This window comes from Marinobacter sp. F3R08 (assembly GCF_018860425.1).
Taxonomy (GTDB): Bacteria; Pseudomonadota; Gammaproteobacteria; order Pseudomonadales; family Oleiphilaceae; genus Marinobacter.
In genome coordinates this window covers 574,554-592,953 of the sequence record NZ_JAHKPI010000025.1, presented here as the reverse complement: position 1 = coordinate 592,953, position 18,400 = coordinate 574,554, and the positions used below count along the sequence as shown (strand labels likewise).

Here is an 18,400-nt window from a genome sequence, read left to right as displayed (position 1 = left end):
CGCTATGAACGAGGACAGGATGGTACCTGTGCGGTGTTACTTTGATGCAACCAATAATAGAGCATTCATACCACCGCAGCATTGGCAGTGTTGCAAGACAATATCTTGCGGTAGGGCCTTGCAGCCGCTGCCGCGCCCGAAGAGAGCGCGGTACAGCGGAGAGAGAAGGTTTTACTGGTAGTAGGCGTTTTCAGTGTTGGTGTGGTCGGTCACATCACGTACGGCCGTGATTTCCGGTACGCGCTCTCTAAGCGTGGTTTCAACGCCCTGCTTCAGGGTCAGGCTGACTGCAGAACAGCCCTGACAACCACCACCAAAGCGCAGTACCGCCACCGATTCATCGACAATTTCTACCAGCGAAACCTCGCCACCGTGAGCTGCCAGGTTCGGATTGATCTCCGAAGCCAGAGTGTAATTCACGCGGTCGGGCAAAGGCGCATCATCATCGATCTTGGGCACCTTGGCGTTGGGTGCTTTGATAGTGAGCTGACCGCCCATCTGGTCTTTGGAATAGTCTACGTAAGCCTCTTCGAGGAAGGGCACGGAATTGTGATCCAGATACAAAATGAACTTGTCCAGATCCACCTGCTCGTCCGTAGGTACCACTTCGTTGGGCGGGCAATAGGCCAGACAGGTCTCGGCATTTTTGGTACCGGGCTGGGTCACGAATATACGGACTCCCATGCCTTCCACGTCCTGCTTCTCGATAAGTTGTGCAAGATAATCCCGTGCGGGATCTGTCACAGTAACCTGAGCCATGTTTTCAACCCGTTTGAAAGTTTCACTTCATTTTAAGGGAGATCGTCGCAACATGAAAGACCAAGTAAAATAGTCGGGTAATGAATTTCCCGTATTGGCAGGTATATACGAAAGGCAATTGATAATCGTCATTCGTACTAAGACGAGCCTGGGCATTTTTGCTATGATCCCGCGCCATTGACACTATTACAGCGCTATTAACGACATCCGGATATATTTATGACCGATCGCACAACCCGTCTCGACCAGCTCCACAAGGCCTTGCAGGAACGCATAGTAATCCTTGATGGCGGCATGGGTACCATGATCCAGAACCTCAAGCTGGACGAGAAGGCCTTCCGCGGCGATCGGTTTGCCGATTATGAACGTGAGGTTCAGGGCAACAACGATCTTCTGAACCTGACTCAGCCGGCCCTGCTCCGCAACATCCATGCGGACTACCTGGACGCCGGCGCGGATATCATCGAAACCAACACCTTCAATTCCACCCAGCTTTCCCAGGCAGATTACGGCCTCGAAGAAATTGCGAAAGAACTGAACGTAGCTGCCGCACAGCTTGCGCGACAGATCGCAGATGTATACACCGCCAAGACTCCGGAAAAGCCCCGTTTTGTGGCCGGCGCCGTCGGACCCACATCGCGCACCGCGTCTATCTCACCGGATGTTAACAACCCTGGCTACCGAAACGTCGACTTTCAGGCCCTGGTAGACAACTATTACGAGGCGGTTGAAGGCCTGGTTGAGGGTGGCTGCGACCTGATCCTGATCGAAACCATTTTCGATACGCTGAATGCCAAAGCAGCCATCTACGCCACCCAACAATACTTTGAAGACAGCGGTACAGCACTGCCGATCATGATTTCCGGCACGATTACCGATGCGTCAGGCCGAACCCTGTCGGGCCAGACCACCGAAGCCTTCTGGAACTCCGTAGCGCACGCCAGACCTATCTCCGTGGGGCTCAACTGCGCGCTGGGTGCCGATACTCTTCGGCCATACGTCGAAGAACTGTCTGCCAAGGCGGAAACCTATGTAACCGCACACCCGAACGCCGGCCTTCCGAACGAATTTGGTGAGTACGACCAGACACCTGAAGAAATGGCCGAGATTATTGAAGGTTTCGCTCGCGATGGCTTCCTGAATATCATCGGCGGCTGCTGCGGCTCACGCCCCGACCACATTGAAGCCATCGCCCAGGCTGTAGCAAAGTACCCTCCCCGGAAAATTCCTGAACGACCGAAAGCCCTGCGCCTCTCCGGCCTCGAGCCATTTACTGGCGATGATAACGTTCTGTTCATCAACGTAGGCGAGCGCACCAACGTCACCGGCTCCAAGCGTTTTCTGCGCCTGATCAAGGAAGAACAGTACGAAGAAGCTCTCAGCGTTGCCCGGGACCAGGTAGAAAACGGTGCCCAGATCATCGACATCAACATGGATGAGGGCATGCTGGAGTCGAAGGACGTGATGGTTACCTTCCTGAAGCTGGTGGCCTCGGAACCGGACATCTCCCGGGTCCCGATCATGATTGATTCATCCAAGTGGGACGTGATCGAAGCAGGGCTACGTTGCATCCAGGGCAAGGCCGTCGTGAACTCTATCAGCCTTAAGGAAGGCGAAGACGAGTTCATCAAACGAGCCCGGGATTGCATGCGCTATGGCGCCGCCGTTGTCGTGATGGCATTTGACGAACAGGGGCAAGCAGATACCTATGAGCGCAAGACAGAGATCTGCAAACGCTCCTACGACGTGTTAAAGGGCATCGGCTTCAATCCGGCCGATATTATCTTTGACCCTAACATCTTCGCCATTGCTACTGGCATAGAAGAACATAACAACTACGCTGTGGATTTCATCAACGCCACACGCTGGATTCGGGAACACCTTCCCTACGCCTCCATTTCCGGAGGCGTGAGCAACGTGTCCTTCTCGTTCCGGGGCAATGATATGGTCCGGGAAGCCATCCACTCCGTGTTCCTGTACCACGCCATCAAGGCCGGGATGAACATGGGAATCGTGAATCCCGGACAATTGGTGATCTACGACGAAATCGATCCGGAACTCAAGGAACGGGTGGAAGACGTTGTCCTGAACCGCCGCGATGACGCCACCGACCGCCTGCTTGAAATTGCCGAACGCTACAAAGGCAAAGGCGGAAAAACACAGGAAGAAGACCTGGCATGGCGGCAATGGCCCGTTGAAAAAAGACTTGAACATGCTCTGGTGAAGGGCATTACCTCGTACATCATTGATGACACCGAAGCCTGCCGCCAAAACGCAAGCCACCCCATTGAAGTGATTGAAGGTCCGTTGATGGACGGCATGAACGTGGTTGGCGATCTGTTCGGCGACGGGAAAATGTTCCTGCCCCAGGTGGTCAAGAGTGCCCGCGTCATGAAGCAGGCCGTCGCCCATCTGATCCCTTTTATCGAGGCCGAGAAGACTGAAGATCAGAAAGCCAAAGGCAAGATCCTCATGGCGACAGTGAAAGGCGACGTGCACGATATTGGCAAGAACATCGTCGGAGTGGTGCTTCAGTGCAACAACTATGAAGTCATTGACCTCGGCGTCATGGTGCCTTGTGACAAGATTCTGGACGCCGCAAAACAATACGACGTCGACATCATTGGTCTCAGCGGGTTGATCACACCCTCCCTGGACGAAATGGTGCACGTGGCCCGCGAAATGCAGCGGCTGGATTTCAAGATCCCGCTTATGATAGGCGGAGCCACAACGTCGAAGGCTCATACTGCCGTAAAGATCGAGCCCCAGTACAAAAACGACATTGCACTGTACGTATCGGATGCGTCTCGCTGCGTGAACGTTGCCTCGCAACTTCTAAGCAAAACCGCCAAGCCGGATTTGGTAAGCGCTGCACGCACGGAATATGATGAAATCCGCGAGCGCCGCAAGAACCGTGGCGACAGGACCAAGCTGGTTTCTCTCAAGGCGGCACGGGATCGTGCTCCGGAGATATCGTTTGAAGGCTACCAGCCCCCCAAACCGGCATTTACTGGAATCCGGGTCTTCGAAGAATACGATCTCAATGAGCTGGTTGATTACATCGACTGGACGCCATTCTTCATATCCTGGGATATTTCTGGCAAGTACCCGGCCATCTTTGATGACCCCAAGCGTGGTGAGGCAGCACGAAATCTCTTCGACGATGCTCAGATTATTCTGCGCCGGATGATCGACGAGAAACGGATCACTGCCCGCGGCGTTATCGGTTTCTGGCCAGCGAATCGCAGAGGCGACGACATCGTGCTGTACAAGGACGAATCCCGTAGCGACGAGTTGACCACCCTGCACCACCTTCGACAACAGGATGAGAAGGCTCCCGGAAAACCCATGATGGCACTCTCTGATTTCGTGGCACCTGAGGGCTCGGACAACGTTGATTACGTGGGTGGCTTTGCCGTCACTACAGGCATCGGCGCCGAGGAGTTCTCAGTGGAGTTCAAGGACGCCAATGACGATTACAACGCAATCATGGTGAAAGCTCTGGCAGACCGTCTCGCAGAAGCTTTCGCTGAGCGCATGCACGAGCGTGTCCGACAGGAGTTCTGGCGTTACGCCGCTGACGAAGAACTGGCCAATGACGATCTGATCAAAGAACGATACCGCGGAATCCGCCCTGCTCCAGGCTACCCTGCCTGTCCGGATCATACTGAGAAGGCTGCCTTGTTTGAACTTCTCGAGGCCACCGATAAAATCGGAATTGAGCTGACGGAACATTTCGCCATGTTTCCAACCGCCGCCGTGTCCGGCTGGTATTTTTCGCACCCGGAATCCAAATACTTTTCAGTCGGGAAAATTGGCGCTGACCAGGTTGAAGACTATGCTGAACGCAAGGGAATATCCCGAGCCGAAGCGGAACGTTGGCTTGCACCAAGTCTGGCCTACGATCCAGCTGAATAATCTGCACGCAAGACAGAGACCAGGGGCGGATCATGACTGAGTTGTTAAAGGCAAATAAGATCGATCAACAAAAGCCTAAAAGACCCGGTATTTTGAAGGTCATGCAAAGTATTCTTGCCGGCGCCATCGGTGTGCAGTCCGACAAACGCCGGGAAGAAGATTTTTCAAGCCACAGCCCCTGGCCATACATCATCGCAGGAATCCTGTTTACCGTCAGTTTCGTGGTGGGGCTGATTGTGATTGTGAACCTGGTTCTGGCCAGTCAGTAGCGTTACTGACCTGAGACCCAGACAACTGCGAAGGTCACCGCAAGCATTACCAGAACAACTGCGGCAACGGCATCAGCTTGGCTGTCAGAGCGTACGGTCTTCTTCATGTCGATTCCTCTTTGCGGGTGATTGCTCGTCTTGTTGTTATTGTCATGGCGGCGGTAACTGACACGGCGCCAATCCCCCCTAAGTTAAGCAGGTAATTAATATTCGTCCAGTGCCTTGTTCTTTCTGCTTATCACCTGAATCGATAAACATATTTTGAAATAATCATTTTAAGAATAAAAACCCGCTGTTATCCTTCCCGTCAGATATAAGGCCGCCGGCCTGAATATGACGCTTTCAAGCAGGATCTTCCCACTATGTACGTATATGATGAACACGATCGGCAAATGGCTGCCGAGAGGGTTGCCCAGTTCCGAGACCAGACCGAACGAGCTCTGGCCGGTGAACTGGCTGAAGAGGAGTTTCTTCCCCTGCGCCTGCAGAATGGGCTGTACGTTCAGCGTCTTGCCCCTATGCTCAGGATCTGTGTTCCCTACGGCATGATGCGCTCGAATCAGTTGCGCAGACTTGCCCGTATCACCCGCGATTACGACAAAGGGTACGCCCACTTCACGACGCGCCAGAACGTCCAGCTCAACTGGCCAGCGCTTGAGGATGTGCCCGATATTCTGGCCGAACTGGCGGAAGTCGAGATGCATGCGAACCAGACCAGCGGTAACTGCATACGAAACACCACAACGGATCAGTTCTCCGGCGTCCAGTTTGACGAAATCGCCGATCCCAGGCCCTACTGCGAAGTCATCCGTCAGTGGTCTACGTTCCATCCGGAATTTGCCTTCCTGCCCAGGAAATTCAAAGTGGCGGTGAATGCCTCGGAGCACACTGACCGTGCCGCTATTCAGGTTCACGACATTGGCCTGCAAATGGTACGCAATGACGCCGGTGAGCTTGGCTTCCGGGTTCATGTCGGTGGCGGCCTCGGCCGCACTCCAATGGTCGGCCCTGTCATTCGCAGCTTCCTTCCCGAGCTGGACCTGCTGACCTATCTGGAAGCGGTGCTCCGCGTTTACAACCGATATGGCCGGCGGGACAATAAATTCAAGGCCAGAATCAAGATTCTGGTCAAGGCACTGACGCCTGCCGGCTTTGCAGAAAAGGTGGAAGCCGAATGGCAGCACATCAAGGATTCGCCAACCAAACTTACACCGGAAGCCATTAACCGGATCAAGACCTACTTTACCGAACCGGATTACATGGCACTGGAAAACGCCACGGACACTCTGGCCTCCCAGCGGTTCGAGCACAGGGGCTTCGATCAGTGGCTCACCCACAATGTTGATACTCACAAGAAGCCGGGCTACGCCATCGTAACCCTGACCATGAAGAAAACCGGAACACCTCCGGGAGATGTGAGCGACAGGCAACTGGAACAGATTGCAGATCTGGCCGACGAATTCAGCTTCGGCGAAGTCCGCGTAACCCATCAGCAGAATGTGGTTCTGGCCGATGTCCGTCAGGACCGCTTGTTTGAATTGTGGCAAGCCATCACACCGATGGATTTTGGCACCGCGAACCTGAACACTCTGACCGATGTGATCTGCTGTCCCGGGGGCGACTACTGTGCCCTCGCCAATGCCAAGTCAATTCCGGTAGCGGAAGCCATCCAGCGACAGTTTGATGACCTGGACTACTTGTATGACCTGGGTAACATTGATCTGAATATCTCGGGCTGTATGAATGCCTGCGGTCATCACCACGTTGGCAATATCGGTGTTCTGGGTGTCGACAAGAAGGGCGAGGAGTTCTATCAGATCAGCCTTGGTGGCTCCTCCCAACATGACGCATCGATTGGGAAGATCCTTGGCCCGTCGTTCGCCCGTGACGACATGCCCAGCGTGGTCTCCAAAATTATTGATGTCTATGTTTCCAAACGCACGGAAGAGGAAACCTTCCTGGACACTTATCGCCGTGTAGGAATTGAGCCTTTCAAGGAGCGCGTGTATGCCTAACGTAATTTCCCGGGATGGCAGCATCCGCCAGGACAACTGGACTGTGATACCCCGCCCGGCCGAGGGTGAATCTCTCGACATCCCGGCGGACCAGCCAGCATTGATTCCAGCAGATCTTTGGCTGGCCGGATACGATCATTTCAGCGGACGTCAGGACATCGGCGTATGGTTCGATAGCCACGACGAGCCGGAAATTCTGGATGGCCACGTGAACGAACTGCCGGTGATCGCCGTCAACTTTCCGAAGTTCAGTGATGGACGCGGATACAGTATTGGTCGTTTGCTGCGGGAACGCTTCGGTTACGTTAACGAAATGCGGGCAATCGGGGATGTCTTGCTGGACCAGCTTCAGTTCATGAAGCGCTGCGGATTTGATGCGTATGTGCTTCGGGCTGACAAAGATATCACCAAAGCTGAGAAATGCCTGAACTTCTTCAGCCAGGGCTACCAGGCCGCTACCGATACCGACATCCCTCTCTTCAGGCGTCGCGCCTCCTGATCTACCTGAAAGAGAGGGGCTACCCCTCTCTTTCATTCAGTCTACAAGCTCTCAGCCATTAACAAGCCGACTACTGGAACTTCTGGTTCCGGAACGCCCCCAGGACTCTCCAGACAGTGTGTTCAAGCGCCGAACTGGTTGCCAATCCCAGTTTTTCCGGAAGACTCCGTTTGCGCTGGTAGGTCACCGAGACCACATCTGCCCGCTCACAGGCTTCAATTAGATATTCATCGGACGTCTTGATCTCATCAATCAGCTTCACGTCCATTGCCCGCTTGCCAAACCAGATATCGCCGTTTGCTACAGCGGCAATATCCAGATCCGGCCGACGTTCGCTAACATATTCTTTGAACAATACATGGGTATCTTCAAGATCTTCCAGAAACTTTTGCCGTCCTTTGTCGGTATTTTCTCCGAAAACAGTCATCGTGCGCTTGTGTTCACCTGCAGTCAGAACTTCAAAGTCCACGTCGTTCTTCTTGAGTAACCGATGGAAGTTGGGCAGTTGGGCGACCACGCCGATTGAACCCAGGATCGCGAACGGGGATGCCACGATCCTGTCCGCTACACAGGCCATCATATAACCGCCGCTCGCTGCGACCTTATCGACGCAGGCAGTCAGCTTGACTCCCTTGCTACGAATACGATCAAGCTGGGCAGCTGCCAGACCGTATGAATGAACCAGTCCGCCGCCACTCTCAAGGCGGATCACAACCTCATCTTTCTCAGGATCAGCGACGCTCAACACTGCCGTAATTGCACGGCGAAGGGGATCTGTGTCGCTTGCTTTAATATCACCATCGAAGTCGAGAACATAAACATGACCGGGCCTTTCGTCCAGCTCGCTTGCGTCGCTTTTCTTTGCCTTACCTGCCTTTTTCTCGGCTTTCTTCTCTTTTTTCCGCGCCTTCTCGAATGCCTTGCGTTCCTGCTCGCTCATCAGCCTGGCCTGGATGACCTCACGCAGTTTTTGGTATTTTTCATTCAGTTTCTGGATTTTGAGTTCTCCTTCACCCTCATGATCACCCCGATCCTTCTGGGCCGCGGACATGATGACAGAGATCACCACCAGCGCCGCTACCACAAAGGTCACGATCTTGGCCAAAAACAAACCGTATTCTGTCAGGAACTCCAAAGTGCTTCTCCAAATGTTTATACAAAGACAAGAGTGTAACTTACCGAAATTATGGTGATAAAGAGAGCAAAAAAATTAAAACAAGCGTTCGATCGACCTTGACAGAACGGACCACTCACCATAAAGTCGGATTGCGAGATCGGCTCTACCCAGGCACCCGATCAGGCTCGTGCAGCCAGGGACATCACGCCATCGTGATCATGACCAGACAACCACTAAAAGGGGATACCAATGTCTGTAGCTCAGGTATTTGAACAACTGGAACAGAACTTTAACGCAGACGCAGCTCAAGGCCTGGACCTGGTGTTCCAGTTTGACATTGAAGACGACAAGACTTACCACCTCGTCATCAACGACGGCACCTGCAAGATGCATGAAGGCGCCCATGACGATCCTTCTGTCACCCTGATCATGAATTCCGAAACATTGAAGGGCATCGTTTCCGGAGAGACTGATGGTATGCAGGCATTCATGGCAGGTCAGCTCCGGGCTGAAGGCGATATGATGCTGGCGACCAAGCTGGGTGAACTGTTCAAAATGGGCTGACAGGCTCTTCTGAATGGTACATAAAAAAGCCTGCGCTTCGGCGCAGGCTTTTTTATGTACCCGGGGCGCTTTTACTGATTCCAGAACTGTACGGCTGCCCTCGCCTGCTCATTAACTGGAACTGCCACCAGCCCCGAAAATGAAACCTTTACATCAAAGACGGCACCATCTCGCATAGGCATGAACGTCGAGTTACCATCGACAGCCTCTATAAACGGCAGATTGAACTGCTGATCCCATTTCCAGATGTCCGGCCAAATGGCCGAGGAAGAGGCGATTGCGGTTTTCGGAGAAGACCACTCCTGCTCCAGCGATGTGTAACGTCCCCTCAACCGCTCCAATCGGTATCCGGGCGTGAAATCAAGCCACTGAAGCGGCCCGGAAAACCGCAGAATACGAGAGTCTATCTGCCACTGATCTCCCTGCAGTGTCCTTGCCACCGACACCCCATTTGGTCGATCAAGACTAACCTCCCAGATCTGCTCAGCCTGTCGTTTCGTGGTGATCGTGGCAATGGTCTGCATACCCCCCATCTCTTGATAGTTGGTAAGATTGACAGCGATGACAAGAGCGTACAGACCGGCCAGTATCGAGCAGAAAACCGCCATTCCCTTCAGCCAGGTAACGAACAAATGCGGTTGTCTGAAAAACAGGATGCCCGCTATTACCAGTGTGGCACCTGAAGCAGCCAGTACAATAATAGCGAGCGAATGAGACATGAAACTACAAGCCTACGTCGTCCAGCGACGATTCTGCCAATCTCAGCAAGTCCGCGTTACGGTCATCACTCTTACCGATACTCTCGATGTAGTATTCAAGAGAGGTCAGCGCATCTGCGAGTGCTTCGAGTACCTGGGCTTCCGGAGCTTCCTTGGCATCGAGCAGGCGCTCCTGGATTGACGCTGCCACACGTTCAAGAACCTCTGCCGCCGCTGGATCGTTAACCATCTGCAGACCACCCCAGATGCTGTGCAGTGTCACCGGTAGATTGGCAAGATGCAGTTTGTCGAAATCGGATTCAATAAAAGCAGTAATCGCCCGTTTCGCCAGCGTCAGCGCACCACGAGCCTCATCGGCAACCACATACATGGCCTCCCGAAGGTACAAAGATTCCTCTCGCTTACGCTCACCGCCAGCCAGGGCATCAGTCTCTGATGTAATGCCTCTGGTTACGATCTGCATCACCGCATCTTCAACCCCAAGTACGGAATCAGCGAGCCTGTACAGCTCATCATCGCCTGGCAGTCGGGACTCTGCTTCCCAATTACGCAGTTTGTTTGCCTCTTCCCTCGAAATACCCGCGAGCTTGTTCAGGTCCAGCATGACCAGCGTGTTAGCCAGACGATCCAATGCATCAGCGATCGACGACAACTCAGCCAAATCCGGCTCGATACCCCGCTCAATAATATCCAGCTTGTCTTTCAACTGGTTCAGCTCACTCTGCAGAGCTTCTGACAGGGATTTCAGAACGTCGCTGCCAGGGCCATACAACCTGCGGGAGTGAGCCTCGAGCATTGAATCCGGAAAATCAGCCGGCGCGAGATGATAGGCGGACAACACCCCGGTTACTTCGGGATTTGCAGAACCGCTGCGATACAGAACATAGACCAGATCCCGTATCAACGAATCCGGCGCATCTTTGGCAGTTGCCACTTTTCCCACATATACCACTTCACGGGCGTATTTCTCGATCCGCATGAACATGCGCTTGCGGGCCTTGTTAAAGACCATCGCACGATCAAGCATGGTGTCTGCGACAATGCCCACCAGACACCACATCTGTCCCATGGGCGCACCCTGGCACAGGCGTGCAAATCCCCGCGCGGCACGCCCAACCAGTTTCTTGCTCACCACGTCGTTACGGTCGCGCAGAATTCCCAGAAGCGCCACCTGAAAGGTCAGACGCATACGACGGGCCATGACTTCGTAATCAGCTTCGCTGCCCTCAAATTCCTGCAATGCTAAACCAGAACAGAAATCAGGGCGCTCTTTGACATCGATATCGAAGAAGCACGACTCGGGATATGGTTTTTCCCTTCGCGCCTCCCGGAGATCATTGATAACAGGAAGCAGTAGTTCAGGATGATCCTCCCTCTGCTGATGGTAATACTCAACATACCGACGGAGGATAAAAAGTGCGCTGTTAAGCGTTGTGAGCAGGATATTTTTGTCGTCATTGGCGCCAACGGGGACGTCATTGGCCATCGTCACCGCTTCCTGGCAAAGCAGGGTTCCACCGCGCAGCTCTACCAGAATAAAGATACCACGCAACTGGTTGATAAAATCGACGCAGTTCTGGAGATCCTCACCCCTTTCGCGGTTTTCCTGAAAGCGTTCAAGGCTGGATTCTGCTTGTTTGATGGTCTGCTCTATTTCACTTTTGACCAGATCAAACGACTGCGATTTCGTCGCGAGAGACGACTGAACCATAAACACTTCCCATTAATATTGCGGAGACTACCGCATCCTCTTTGGTGGTCACTGGTCTGAATACAGCGGACCAGTCCTTTTTGTTGTGAGCCGAACACCCCTTATCCGGCCAAAGCAAGCTCGCAAAAAACTGGCGAACTTATCATTACTTATAACATAAAACTCAAGTACCTCAAGAAAGGCAGAATGTAACATTTGGTACAGGCAGACACAGTTCTCATTCCGGGTTCTGGAGTTTTCCCCAAATGGTTTCTCCGGCCTGTTTTTCCAGAATGGACATAAATTCGTCGTGAGCCTGGTTTTCGGCCGTCGACGCACGGATCACTGCAAGCGCCTCCCGGTCCGCAGGGAGGCGTCGGATGCCGGCAGCACCGCCGCCATTTTCTGAGCCCGCATCAAGGGATAGTGCCGTCTGTCCACCCGTCAGAAGAAGGTAGACATCGGCCAGTATTTCGGCATCGAGCAATGCCCCGTGCAAATCCCGATTACTGTTATCGACCCCGTAGCGCTTGCACAGCGCATCAAGATTGTTCTTCTGGCCCGGATGCCGGGCTCTGGCAATTGCAAGGGAATCGACAATACCGCAATGGTCAGCGGTTTTCCTCACGGGCTTCAGACGGGCGAATTCAGAGTCCATGAATCCGACGTCAAATGCTGCGTTGTGAATAACCAGCTCCGCGCCCTTGATAAACTCAAAGAATTCGTCGGCGACATCAGCAAACAGCGGTTTGTCGGCGAGGAATTCATTGGTGATCCCGTGGACTGTTATGGCCTCGGCTTCAACTTCCCGCTCCGGATTGATATAGACATGGTAGTTGCGCCCGGTGAGCTGACGCTCCATCAATTCAACGCAGCCGATCTCGATAATTCGATGACCCTCTGCCGGGTCAATACCCGTGGTTTCTGTATCTAGTACGATCTGTCTCATTGCCTGTACCCGGTTCTCTGTGTTTTGCGACACACGCCTAAGCGTTGGTCAGCTCTTCAACGCCACGGTTGGCGAGCTCATCCGCCAGTTCGTTATCCGGTACTCCGGAATGTCCTTTGACCCAGTGCCAGTTGACCTTATGCCTGGCCACTTCCGTATCCAGCTCCCGCCATAGATCTTCGTTCTTGACCGGCTTTTTTGCAGCGGTTCTCCAGCCATTCCGCTTCCAGCCTGCCATCCATTCAGTGATACCTTTCCGGACATATTGGGAGTCCGTGAACAGCTCCACCTCACAGGCACGCTTAAGGGCTTCAAGACCGCGAATAGCAGCCATAAGCTCCATGCGATTATTGGTTGTTGCCGCTTCGCCGCCATGCAGGGTTTTGCGAACATCGCCGTATCGCAGCACTACCCCCCAGCCTCCCGGGCCAGGATTGCCCTTACAGGCGCCGTCTGTGTATAGAATTACCTTGCCGGCCATTCAGTCTCCTGATACCAAATTCAATGGTTTACTAAAGCTTGTTTACGGGTGAATCATTTCTGCTACAGCCGCGCGAAGCGCCTACGGCCCTGGTACCCGGCATGGCAATGACTTTGCTCTGTCGCCAGACCGGACGGCGTGGCAGCCGGGCATGCACGCGTTTTTTGGCAAGGATACAGTAATAGCCCCCCACTGGCAGAAACCTGTTACCTGATAGCCGATTATCAACCCGGCTCACCACTTTCCGGGCGCCTCTTTGCAGGGGCACCCGGAAAAACCGGGTAACAGACTCTTCTACTTCGAAGCCCAGCAGGCGGAGCCAGTCTTCCATCCTGCCCCGAAGAAGAAAGCGCCCGCCCCATGGGCCCTCATTACTTCTGGCAATGAGTTTTCGCACACCCCAGAGGCTGAGAGGATTGAAGCCAATCAACACCATGGTGCCCTCGCCCCTGAGTACTCTCGCAGCCTCGCGGATGACCTGATGAGGACAAGGTGAAAAGTCAGCGGTATGATGCATTACGACCAGATCCATGGAGTCGCCCGGAAAGGCAAGCTCGTCAGCATCACAGATAGCCACCCCATCGGGCATGTTGGGAAACCATCGCGGTGTTGCAATTATTCGCTGTGAGAAATCAGTGCCTGTTGCCAGCGGAAGCCGATGACTGACGCCAACCTGTAATTGCCTTGCACCGGTGAGATTCTGAAGCTCAGCATCCAGAAACCGCCTTTGATCCGCCAGCAAAGCACGCCCCAACGGGCTTTGGAACCAGCGCTCAAAGCTCTCATGCCTGGTGGAATAATCAATTGCGACGGATTCACTCACCCTTGCGTCACTCTCCCGGAGCCCTGACCTGCGGTTGGGACCTTGTGTTTAATGCTCTATCATATCAGCCACATTCGACAATCACATGTGGGGCCTTATGCTGACCATTTCCGCCATACCCGCTTTCAGTGACAACTATATCTGGTGCCTTTCCGATGCCGCCAGCGGAAAAACACTGGTTGTCGATCCAGGTCAGGCACAGCCAGTCCTGAACCACTTGGCCAGGAAAAATCTTGTGCTGGACACCATTCTGGTGACCCACCACCACCCGGACCATGTCGGTGGCATTAAAGAGTTGCTTGCCAGCTTTCCGGACTGCCGGGTAATCGGCCCCGCAGACTCACCCTATCAGGGTAGCAATCACCTGGTCCGCCCCGGCGATGAGGTGGTTTGGAAAGGGCTGACATTTCAGGTACTGGGAGTGCCCGGGCATACACTGGATCACATTGCCTATTTCACAGATGTCGAAATTGAGGGCCGACCGGTTTTGTTCTGCGGCGATACCTTGTTTGTCTGTGGCTGCGGACGGCTGTTCGAAGGCACCCCTGCACAAATGCGTCAGTCCCTTCAGACGCTGAGAGCTCTACCAGGAAAAACCGCCGTATATTGCGCCCATGAATATACGCTTGCCAATCTCCGGTTTGCCCGTAGTTGGTTACCGGAAGATGAAGGCCTCAAACAGTTCGAGACGCAATGCCAGTCTGCCCGCAATGCCGGAATAGCTACCGTACCGTCGGTGCTTGAAAACGAGAGGCAACTGAATCCTTTCCTGCGCTGGGACGATCCGGCCGTTATCGCAGCTACACGAGCCTATTGTGCAAAGCAGGGACTGCCAGCGGATTCTGACAACGCCATCTTTGCGGCGATACGCCACGGCAAGGATAACTTCTGACGTTCGACGATACGCACTTAACAAATCCTCTCAGAGCCGTAACGAGAGGTTTCTTGACCGTTTTTAAATCGGTCCCATAAAATCGTTGCAAATTTGTGACCGTAAATTGTTCACTGTGCCGGCATTTCAGACCCTGGATCCGGCTTCAACCTGAAACCGGAAATCTTCTATGTCGGTCAGTCGATTATCATTTTTATTTTTCGCCGGCGCCCTCGCCAGCGGCTGCAGTAGCCTGATCAGCCAGGACGGTGAAAACCCGCTGAACACAGACGAAGTCACTGTCGCTGCGGGTGATGAAGGACTGAAAAAAGCGGTCGAGTCCGGCGACGAAGCCCAGCACGAGCCATTGGACGAAGCCATCGCTCCTGAACTGAAGGTTGCCGCCAGGGACGCCCGGGAAAAACTCGATAATCCAGCTCAGAAAACGGGAGAAGAAGCTCTTGTTAAGAACGATTTGTGGGCCCGTCTGCGTTCGGGCTTTGTCCTTGATCACGACGTTGATAATCAACGCGTAAAGGACCAGCTGAGCTGGTATACCCGGCATCCACATTATATCGAACGGGTTGTTGAGCGCGGCAGCCGGTACCTCCATTACATTGTGAACGAGACGGAACAGAGAGGCTTACCGGCAGAGTATGCCCTGCTTCCAATTGTTGAAAGTGCGTTCGATCCCTTCGCCTATTCCCATGGCCGGGCCGCAGGACTCTGGCAGTTTATTCCTTCTACCGGAAAATATTTTGGCCTGACCCAGAGCTGGTGGCACGATGATCGTCGGGATGTTATTGCCGCCACGAACGCGGCACTGACCTACCTTGATCGTCTGGCCAATCGCTTCGACGGCGACCATACGCTAGCGCTCGCCGCCTATAACAGTGGCGGAGGTACAGTCTCCAGTGCCATGCGAAGGAACAGGAACAGCAACAAACCTACGGACTTCTGGTCTCTTCAACTGCCACAGGAAACCCGTCATTACGTCCCCAAGCTGATCGCTCTGGCGAAAATCTTCGATAATCCCGAGGCTTACGGGGTCAAACTACCTTCTCTAAAAGATGAACCCTATTTCGAAATCGTTGAGACGGGCTCCCAGATGGATCTTGCCCAGGCGGCGGAATTGGCAGGCGTGGATGTTGACGAGATTTATCTGCTCAATCCTTCCTACAACCGCTGGGCGACCGCCCCTGATGGCCCTCATCGGCTGCTGATTCCGGTGAAGAACGCCGACTCTTTCCGCACCGCGCTGGCTGAGATCCCTGCGAACGAGAGAGTTTCCTGGCAAAACTACGTAGTTAAAGCTGGCGACAGCCTGAACTCGATCTCCCGGAAATTTTCAACGACGCCCTCCGTGCTTCAGCAGGTCAACAGTCTCAACAGTGATTTGATCCGTATCGGCCAGCGCCTGATGATTCCATCTGCATCCAAGGGCAGCGACGCCTATGCCCTCAGTGCATCCCAGCGTCTGGAGCGCAAACAGGCCAGAAAACGCGAGGGGAACAAGGTCCATTACACGGTTCGCAAAGGCGATACCTTCTGGGATATCGCCCGTGAGCACCGGGTTACAGTGCGGGAAGTTGCTGCCTGGAATGGTATGGCGCCTGGCGATCCACTAATGCCAGGCAAGGATCTTGTCATCTGGTCCAAAACCAGCCAGCCAACGGTCGTAGCAGCGAACAGTGACCGTGGAAAAGCCATGGTTCGCAAGGTCGGTTATCGGGTACGAAAAGGCGACTCTCTGGCCCGGATTGCCAGCCGGTTTTCCGTCAATGTGAGGGATATCGCAAGCTGGAACGATCTGAATACCGCCCGTTATCTGCAACCCGGGCAAAGTCTGGTACTCTACGTTGATATCCGAAACAGTCCCTGACGTGCGAGACTTATGACAAGAACACGGAAAGCCCAACCCCTTACGTCGTTTTTTTCAGCCCTGGCGCTCATTGCCACACCTTTTATCTCAACGCTTTCCTTCGCCGACGAGGCAGTGCCGGAACATGGCATTGCCATGCACGGCGAACCGAAATACCCGCCGGGGTTCAGCCACTTCGATTATGTGAATGCCGACGCGCCCAAGGGCGGCACACTTAAAATGGCGGTTGTCGCTAACGGCTTTGATTCATTCAATCCATTTGATATCCGGGGCGTCGCCGCAGCAGGCATCAGCACCTATCTTTATGACACACTGCTGGAATCATCTGACGACGAGCCCTTCTCCGCTTATGGACTGATTGCAGAATCACTGGAGACGCCCGACGACCGCAGCTACGTTGTCTTCAACCTTCGGGAACACGCCAGATTTCACGATGGCCAGCCGATTACCGCCAATGATGTGAAGTTCTCCTTCGACACGCTCATTTCCAAAGGCCACCCGTTCTTCCGGAATTACTACGCCGACGTCAGCACAGTGACCGTTGAGAGTCCCCGACGAGTCCGTTTTGATTTCAGTGATACCAGCAACCGCGAACTGCCACTGATTCTCGGGCAAATGCCCATTCTTCCAGCGCACTACTGGGCGGATCGCGAATTTGGGAAAAATGGCCTCAATCCACCGGTGGGTAGTGGGCCCTATCGGATCAGCGACTTCGAGGCCGGTCGCTCCATTACCTATGAGCGGGTCAAGGATTATTGGGCGCAGGATCTGGGCGCTCGGAAAGGTCGATTCAACTTCGACCAGATCACTTATGACTACTACACCGATGACACCGTGGCCCTGGAAGCCTTCAAAGCGGGTAGCTTTGACTTCCGGCTGGAGTCATCCGCCAAGAACTGGGCTACCGCCTACACCGGTGAACGCTTCGATAATGGCACGATTATCAAAGAAGCCATTGAGCACCACCGCCCTTCCGGCATGCAGGGCTTTGCGTTCAATACCCGGCGAAAGGTGTTTTCCGACCCGCTCGTACGTGAGGCGCTCGCCTATGGTTTCGATTTCCAGTGGGCCAACAAGAACCTGTTCTTCGATCAGTACACCCGTACCGACAGCTATTTTGAAAACAGTGACCTGGCCTCCTCCGGTCTTCCAACCGGTCGTGAACTGGAAATACTCGAACCCTACAGGAACCAGCTACCTGAGGATGTCTTTACCAGAGAATACCATCCGCCCAGCACCGAAGGTCGGCAGGGGCTTCGCCAGAACCTGAAAACCGCAATGGAGCTATTGACGGCAGCCGGCTATGAAATCCGGGATGGCAAAATGGTACACGGACAAACCGGAGAACCACTGGCTTTCGAGATCCTGCTGTTTCAGAAAAGCTTTGAACGGGTTGTACTGCCCTTCAAAAACAATCTAGGCAGGCTTGGCATCGATGTCACTGTCCGCCTTGTGGACAGCAACCAGTATATCCAGCGCCTGCGGGAGTTTGATTTCGACATGATCACCCAGGTGTTCGGCCAATCTGATTCACCGGGTAACGAACAGCGGGAATACTGGCATTCCTCCACAGTGGATGCCAAAGGATCGCGTAATTATATGGGTGTGAATGATCCGGTGATCGACGAGCTTGTGAGCATGGTTATCCAGGCCCCCGACCGCGAAGAACTGGTATTCCGGACGAGAGCCCTGGACCGGGTTCTGCTCCATCATTACTACGTCATTCCTCACTGGCACCTGAGAAGCGACCGCGTTGCCTACTGGAACCGTCTGCAGCGGCCGGTTAATACGCCGAAGAATGGCATCGATCTGGATAACTGGTGGGCTAAGCCCTGAGGAACACG

General features: G+C 53.9%; 15 protein-coding genes. 8 read left to right on the top strand and 7 right to left on the bottom strand.

From position 1 onward, the window contains the following. Nucleotides 1–171: 171 nt before the first annotated feature. A complete protein-coding gene (nfuA, locus tag KO499_RS18055) occupies nt 172–759 on the bottom strand; it encodes a Fe-S biogenesis protein NfuA (RefSeq protein WP_215985137.1) in 588 nt (195 codons plus the stop codon). A 219-nt stretch (nt 760–978) separates the two neighbouring features. Here nfuA and metH point away from each other — a divergent pair, with 219 nt between their 5' ends. From metH to KO499_RS18035, 4 genes are all read left to right on the top strand, one after another. Beyond that, on the top strand, nt 979–4,677 hold the full coding sequence (gene metH / locus KO499_RS18050) for a methionine synthase (protein WP_215985136.1): 3,699 nt from the start codon (nt 979–981) through the stop codon (nt 4,675–4,677). A 32-nt stretch (nt 4,678–4,709) separates the two neighbouring features. After that, the gene (locus KO499_RS18045; protein WP_215985135.1) at nt 4,710–4,946 is read left to right on the top strand and encodes a DUF2970 domain-containing protein; all 237 of its coding nucleotides are present in this window, start codon (nt 4,710–4,712) and stop codon (nt 4,944–4,946) included. A 362-nt stretch (nt 4,947–5,308) separates the two neighbouring features. Then, nucleotides 5,309–6,961: a nitrite/sulfite reductase gene (locus KO499_RS18040; protein ID WP_215985134.1), complete on the top strand. Its 1,653-nt coding sequence runs from the start codon at nt 5,309–5,311 to the stop codon at nt 6,959–6,961. Continuing rightward, nucleotides 6,954–7,460 carry a DUF934 domain-containing protein gene (locus tag KO499_RS18035; protein WP_215985133.1) on the top strand — a complete coding sequence of 169 codons (507 nt, stop codon included), beginning with the start codon at nt 6,954–6,956 and terminating at the stop codon, nt 7,458–7,460. Before KO499_RS18040 ends, KO499_RS18035 begins: the two co-directional genes overlap by 8 nt. Nucleotides 7,461–7,530: 70 nt before the next feature. On the opposite strand, the gene sohB is transcribed toward KO499_RS18035, so the two are convergent. Next, nucleotides 7,531–8,595: a protease SohB gene (sohB, locus tag KO499_RS18030; protein WP_215985132.1), complete on the bottom strand. Its 1,065-nt coding sequence runs from the start codon at nt 8,593–8,595 to the stop codon at nt 7,531–7,533. A 231-nt stretch (nt 8,596–8,826) separates the two neighbouring features. Between sohB and KO499_RS18025 the strand changes: the two genes are divergently transcribed. Continuing rightward, nucleotides 8,827–9,141, top strand: coding sequence for an SCP2 sterol-binding domain-containing protein (locus KO499_RS18025; RefSeq protein WP_215985131.1), 315 nt, complete (start codon nt 8,827–8,829; stop codon nt 9,139–9,141). 71 nt (nt 9,142–9,212) lie between these two features. Here KO499_RS18025 and KO499_RS18020 read toward each other — a convergent pair whose 3' ends face one another. The 5 genes from KO499_RS18020 to KO499_RS18000 all read right to left on the bottom strand — a co-directional run bounded on the left by KO499_RS18020 (nt 9,213) and on the right by KO499_RS18000 (nt 13,803). After that, nucleotides 9,213–9,860: a multidrug transporter gene (locus tag KO499_RS18020; protein WP_215985130.1), complete on the bottom strand. Its 648-nt coding sequence runs from the start codon at nt 9,858–9,860 to the stop codon at nt 9,213–9,215. A gap of 4 nt (nt 9,861–9,864) precedes the next feature. Further along, nucleotides 9,865–11,571, bottom strand: a complete 1,707-nt coding sequence (locus KO499_RS18015) for a chemotaxis protein (protein WP_215985129.1) — start codon at nt 11,569–11,571, stop codon at nt 9,865–9,867. A 217-nt stretch (nt 11,572–11,788) separates the two neighbouring features. Next, a complete protein-coding gene (gene dnaQ, locus KO499_RS18010) occupies nt 11,789–12,499 on the bottom strand; it encodes a DNA polymerase III subunit epsilon (RefSeq protein WP_215985128.1) in 711 nt (236 codons plus the stop codon). A gap of 37 nt (nt 12,500–12,536) precedes the next feature. Next, nucleotides 12,537–12,980: a ribonuclease HI gene (gene rnhA, locus KO499_RS18005; RefSeq protein WP_215985127.1), complete on the bottom strand. Its 444-nt coding sequence runs from the start codon at nt 12,978–12,980 to the stop codon at nt 12,537–12,539. A 31-nt stretch (nt 12,981–13,011) separates the two neighbouring features. Next, nucleotides 13,012–13,803, bottom strand: coding sequence for a class I SAM-dependent methyltransferase (locus KO499_RS18000; RefSeq protein WP_215985126.1), 792 nt, complete (start codon nt 13,801–13,803; stop codon nt 13,012–13,014). Nucleotides 13,804–13,900: 97 nt separating this feature from the next. Between KO499_RS18000 and gloB the strand changes: the two genes are divergently transcribed. From gloB to KO499_RS17985, 3 genes are all read left to right on the top strand, one after another. Beyond that, nucleotides 13,901–14,695, top strand: coding sequence for a hydroxyacylglutathione hydrolase (gloB, locus tag KO499_RS17995; protein WP_215985125.1), 795 nt, complete (start codon nt 13,901–13,903; stop codon nt 14,693–14,695). A gap of 169 nt (nt 14,696–14,864) precedes the next feature. Next, nucleotides 14,865–16,556 carry a lytic transglycosylase gene (locus KO499_RS17990; protein WP_215985124.1) on the top strand — a complete coding sequence of 564 codons (1,692 nt, stop codon included), beginning with the start codon at nt 14,865–14,867 and terminating at the stop codon, nt 16,554–16,556. Between the two features lie 12 nt (nt 16,557–16,568). Then, the gene (locus KO499_RS17985; RefSeq protein ID WP_215985123.1) at nt 16,569–18,392 is read left to right on the top strand and encodes an extracellular solute-binding protein; all 1,824 of its coding nucleotides are present in this window, start codon (nt 16,569–16,571) and stop codon (nt 18,390–18,392) included. Nucleotides 18,393–18,400 lie beyond the last annotated feature (8 nt).

Excerpts from the sequence above, each read along its gene's own strand:
- nfuA (WP_215985137.1), bottom strand. The coding sequence starts at position 759 with ATGGCTCAGGTTACTGTGACAGATCCCGCACGGGATTATCTTGCACAA.
- metH (WP_215985136.1), top strand. The coding sequence starts at position 979 with ATGACCGATCGCACAACCCGTCTCGACCAGCTCCACAAGGCCTTGCAG.
- KO499_RS18045 (WP_215985135.1), top strand. The coding sequence starts at position 4,710 with ATGACTGAGTTGTTAAAGGCAAATAAGATCGATCAACAAAAGCCTAAA.
- KO499_RS18040 (WP_215985134.1), top strand. The coding sequence starts at position 5,309 with ATGTACGTATATGATGAACACGATCGGCAAATGGCTGCCGAGAGGGTT.
- KO499_RS18035 (WP_215985133.1), top strand. The coding sequence starts at position 6,954 with ATGCCTAACGTAATTTCCCGGGATGGCAGCATCCGCCAGGACAACTGG.
- KO499_RS18025 (WP_215985131.1), top strand. The coding sequence starts at position 8,827 with ATGTCTGTAGCTCAGGTATTTGAACAACTGGAACAGAACTTTAACGCA.
- KO499_RS18020 (WP_215985130.1), bottom strand. The coding sequence starts at position 9,860 with ATGTCTCATTCGCTCGCTATTATTGTACTGGCTGCTTCAGGTGCCACA.
- KO499_RS18015 (WP_215985129.1), bottom strand. The coding sequence starts at position 11,571 with ATGGTTCAGTCGTCTCTCGCGACGAAATCGCAGTCGTTTGATCTGGTC.
- dnaQ (WP_215985128.1), bottom strand. The coding sequence starts at position 12,499 with ATGAGACAGATCGTACTAGATACAGAAACCACGGGTATTGACCCGGCA.
- rnhA (WP_215985127.1), bottom strand. The coding sequence starts at position 12,980 with ATGGCCGGCAAGGTAATTCTATACACAGACGGCGCCTGTAAGGGCAAT.
- gloB (WP_215985125.1), top strand. The coding sequence starts at position 13,901 with ATGCTGACCATTTCCGCCATACCCGCTTTCAGTGACAACTATATCTGG.
- KO499_RS17990 (WP_215985124.1), top strand. The coding sequence starts at position 14,865 with ATGTCGGTCAGTCGATTATCATTTTTATTTTTCGCCGGCGCCCTCGCC.
- KO499_RS17985 (WP_215985123.1), top strand. The coding sequence starts at position 16,569 with ATGACAAGAACACGGAAAGCCCAACCCCTTACGTCGTTTTTTTCAGCC.